This is a genomic window from Peptoniphilus sp., from assembly GCF_034090345.1.
Lineage (GTDB): Bacteria > Bacillota > Clostridia > Tissierellales > Peptoniphilaceae > Peptoniphilus.
Window position 1 is genome coordinate 1 of the sequence record NZ_JAXDSS010000094.1, and the last position, 4,372, is coordinate 4,372.

A 4,372-nucleotide genomic window follows, 5' to 3' on the forward strand; every position below is an offset into this window, starting at 1 on the left:
GCATTATAGATAAATGCCCAAAATAAATTTTGCTTTATGTTTCTTATAACAGCTTTGCTAAGTCCTATTGCAGACGGCACATCTAATAAATTACTTCTCATTAAAACTACATCGGCTGACTCTATGGCAACTTCTGTGCCGGCTCCAATTGCAATTCCAACATCTGCCCTTGCTAAAGCCGGAGCATCATTTATTCCATCTCCAACCATTACAACTTTTCCTTTTTTTTGAAACTCTCTGACAGCTTCTTCTTTATCTTCCGGCAAAACTTCTGCAACAAAATCACTTAAACCAACTTGCTCAGCAATTGCCTTTGCAGTTTTCTTGTTGTCTCCGGTTATCATAACAGTTGCTATTCCCATTTCTTTTAAATGGGACAGAGCCTGTTTTGAACTTTCTTTTATTGTATCTGCAACGGCTATTATTCCCAATATTTTATTTTCTTTTGAAAAATACATTGGAGTCTTACCTTCATTTGAAAATTTTTCTTCTTCACAAACAACTTTTTCTAACTCAAGTCCAAGTTCTTGCATTAATTTTGCATTCCCTGCATATATTTTAACACCATTGCATACAGCTGACATGCCCCTGCCCGGAATTAATTCGTATCCATCAGCTTTAAAAATTTCAATATTTCTCTCTCGCGCATTATTTACAATCGCTTCTGCCAACGGGTGTGAAGAAAGACTTTCTAGCGAAGCTGCTATTGATATTAATTCTTCTTCACTATCTTCGTAAGATATTATATCAGTTACTTTCGGTTTTCCCTCTGTTATAGTACCGGTCTTATCAAATACAACAGTTTTTACTGAATGTAAAATTTCAAGAGCCTCTGCAGATTTTATTAAAATTCCATTTTCAGCACCTTTACCAGTTCCTACCATAATTGCAGTTGGCGTTGCTAATCCTAGAGCACATGGACAAGATATTACCAAAACCGATATTCCTACTCCCAATGCAAACTCAAAATCTCGCATCAAAACAAACCAAACTACCATTGATAACAATGAAATCAGCATTACTATAGGAACGAATATACCACTTATTTTATCTGCTAACTTAGCTATCGGGGCTTTAGACGATGTAGCATCTTCCACAAGCTTTATTATCTTTGCCAAAGCTGTGTCATCTCCCACACGATTGGCTTCTAATTTGAAAAATCCCGTAGTATTTAAAGTTCCCGAAGTTACAGTGTCTCCTACTGATTTCATAACCGGAATACTCTCCCCAGTTATTGCCGATTCATCAACACTTCCATATCCTTCCACAACAACACCGTCAACCGGAATGGCATCTCCAACTTTTATAATTACTATATCTCCAATGACTATATCTTCAACAGCAACTTCCCCTTCAACACCATTTCTATTTATCAAAGCTGTTTTGGGCATCAAATTTACCAATTTCTTTATTGCATCGGATGTTTTATCCTTTGCCCTTGCTTCAAAAAATTTTCCAAGTGTAATTAGAGTAAGGATCATCCCGGCTGACTCAAAATACAAATGCATCATAAAATGATGTGCTGCTGTCATATCTCCAGCACCCAATGCAATTCCTATTTTATAAATTGAATAAATTCCATATGCTATGGCAGCTCCTGAACCCATCGCAATCAATGAATCCATATTAGGAGACAATCTATACATATTTTTGAAACCGTTTATAAAATATTTTCTATTTACAAAAACAATTGGTATCACTATCAAAAATTGAGTAAATGCAAATGTGATAGAATTTTCAACTCCGGTTAAAATTTTTGGAATAGGCATTCCCCACATTTCTCCCATTGCTATATAAAAAAGAGGAATTGTAAAAATTAATGATATAATCAATCTATCTTTTATTTCTTTTAGCTCATCACTTCCTCTAATTTCGGATTTTTCTACTTTAGAATTTCCCTTTACAGTTGCTCCAAATCCCGTATCTTCTACAACTTTTATTATATCTTTATCAGTTATATTATCTTTATAATCTACCGACATAGAATTGGTCAAAAGATTTACACTTACTTTTTCCACTCCATCCATTTTTGAAATTTTCTTTTCTAATCTAGTAGAACAAGCTGCACAACTCATCCCAGTAACATCAAAACTTTGTTTCATCTCTACCACCCTTGACACATATTATTTTTAAATTTATTATATATCTACAGTTTCTTATTAACAAGAATGTACATTTTTGTATCATACTATCTAAAAAGATACTAAGGAGCGAATTATGAAATCTAAAAATGATATGACAGTAGATTGTCCTGTTTCTACAACAATCTCTTTGATTGGCGGAAAATATAAAGCGCTTATATTATGGCACTTAACCGGAAAAACTCTGCGCTATTCTGAATTAAAAACTCTAATAGAACAAGCAACTCCTAAAATGCTCACTCAACAACTCAGAGAACTTGAAGATAATATGCTCATTCACAGAGAAGTATATCCTGTTGTTCCACCTAAAGTTGAATATTCTCTCACAGAGCTTGGCGAAAGTCTACTTCCAATTTTAAATGCAATGTATGATTGGGGGAGTGATTTTATGGAATCTAAGGGTAAGCACCCTTGTTGTAATATGAAAAAATAGAAGATTATATTTACAGTCATTATAAACAAAAATCGTAGAGCAATTAACTCTACGACTTTTTTATTTTATTTACATTATTGATTGAGCAGCTGTAATTATAGCTAAAGAATAAACTTCATCTTCATTACATCCTCTTGATAAATCATTTACTGGTGCGTTTAGACCTTGTAAAATTGGTCCTACAGCTTCAAATCCACCAAATCTTTGGATTAATTTATATCCGATATTTCCTGCTTCAAGTGAAGGGAAAATAAATACATTTGCATGTCCTGCAACTTCTGATCTTGGTGCCTTTTTAGCTGCAACTTCAGGTACGAATGCTGCGTCAAATTGAAGATCGCCATCTACTACAAGCTCAGGGTCCATTTCTTTTGCAAGTGCTGTTGCATTTGCAACTTTGTCCACAAGTTCGTGTGATGCTGAACCCAATGTTGAGAATGAAAGCATAGCAACTTTAGGGTCCATTCCAAAAGCTTTAGCTGTTCTTCCTGTTATAACTGCAACTTCAGCTAATGATTCTGCATCATGCTCAATGTTTATTGCGCAGTCTGCAGCTATATACATTTCTTCTCCCTTTAATAGGATAAATGCTCCTGAAGTTCTCTTGAATCCTTCTTGAGTCTTTATTATTTGAAGAGCAGGTTTTACTGTTTCACCTGTAGTGTGTACAGCACCTGATACAAGTCCATCTGCTTTTTTTGTATACACAAGCATTGTTCCAAAATAGTTAACGTCTTTTAATAAATTTGTCGCTCTGACATCATCAAGTTTTCCCTTACGTCTTTCAAGAAGAGCTTCTTTAAGTTCATCTATTTCTGCATATTCAGCTGGGTCTATAAAGTTTAACTCATCTAAATTAACATTTAATTTCTTAGCTGTAGCTTCAACTTCTTGTCTATCTCCAAGAACTATAGGATTTAATATTTTTTCATCTTTTAGTCTCTTAACCGCTCCAAGAATTCTCTCGTCTTCACCTTCCGGAAAAACTATTGTAGGACATTTTTCACTTACTTTAATTTTTAGTTGATCAATTAAATACATATTAATCCTCCCTTTTTATTCAATACTACTATACCACATCTATTGTATATTTGCATTTTTTCTATTGTTCCCCTTTATAATTAAAATCAAAAATATAAAAATCTTTAAGATTTCTAACATTTAGCAAACTAAATTGATTTATTTCAATTTTCAAGTTATCATATTAAACAAGAATACCCTTTCCTAAAAAAATATTTTCGGTAGATATTTAAATCTACTTTTGAAAATTAAAGGTGGAATTTATGAAAAAATATACAATTTTATTGGCTCTGTCTCTTTTGCTAGTTGGTGCTGGTAATAAACCTCGTTATTCCGATATTGAAAACCACTGGGCTAAAGATTACATAGAAAAAATGTCTGACTCAAAACTTCTTTTGGGCTATACGAATGGAACTTTTAAACCAAATAATAATATTTTAAATGTTGAAACTTACTCTATAATAAATAGAATTTTTAAATTCAATAACTATACATCGGAAAAAATTAATTCAAATTTAGAGAACCATAAAAATAAATGGTACTATGACGAACTACTTGCTGCTGAATCCGGCGGATATGTTAGTTTTGACAAACCGTTTGACTCTCAACACATTACTCGTATAGAAGTTTGCAGTATACTAAGCTCTCTTTATCAACTAAGTTCTGACGAAAAAACTCACTTTAGTGACTTAGATAAGTTAACTCAAAAAGAAATTGTTGCTGTAAATTCTCTTGCCAAAGATGGAATCATAAATGGTTTTGGAGACAACACTTTTAG

4 protein-coding genes are annotated in these 4,372 nt (G+C 33.1%); 2 read left to right on the plus strand and 2 right to left on the minus strand.

All coding sequences use genetic code 11. The features are described from left to right. On the minus strand, positions 1 to 2,102 hold a 2,102-nt coding region (locus SOR77_RS07850; RefSeq protein ID WP_320636566.1), incomplete at its 3' end, for a heavy metal translocating P-type ATPase. 115 nt (positions 2,103 to 2,217) lie between these two features. Here SOR77_RS07850 and SOR77_RS07855 point away from each other — a divergent pair. Next, complete coding sequence (locus SOR77_RS07855; RefSeq protein WP_320636567.1) at positions 2,218 to 2,574, plus strand: helix-turn-helix domain-containing protein; 357 nt, start codon at positions 2,218 to 2,220, stop codon at positions 2,572 to 2,574. Positions 2,575 to 2,643: 69 nt separating this feature from the next. On the opposite strand, the gene pta is transcribed toward SOR77_RS07855, so the two are convergent. Further along, the gene (pta, locus tag SOR77_RS07860) at positions 2,644 to 3,615 is read right to left on the minus strand and encodes a phosphate acetyltransferase (RefSeq protein WP_320636568.1); all 972 of its coding nucleotides are present in this window, start codon (positions 3,613 to 3,615) and stop codon (positions 2,644 to 2,646) included. A gap of 242 nt (positions 3,616 to 3,857) precedes the next feature. Between pta and SOR77_RS07865 the strand changes: the two genes are divergently transcribed. Next, a partial coding sequence (locus tag SOR77_RS07865) for an S-layer homology domain-containing protein (RefSeq protein WP_320636569.1) occupies positions 3,858 to 4,372 on the plus strand: 515 nt, incomplete at its 3' end.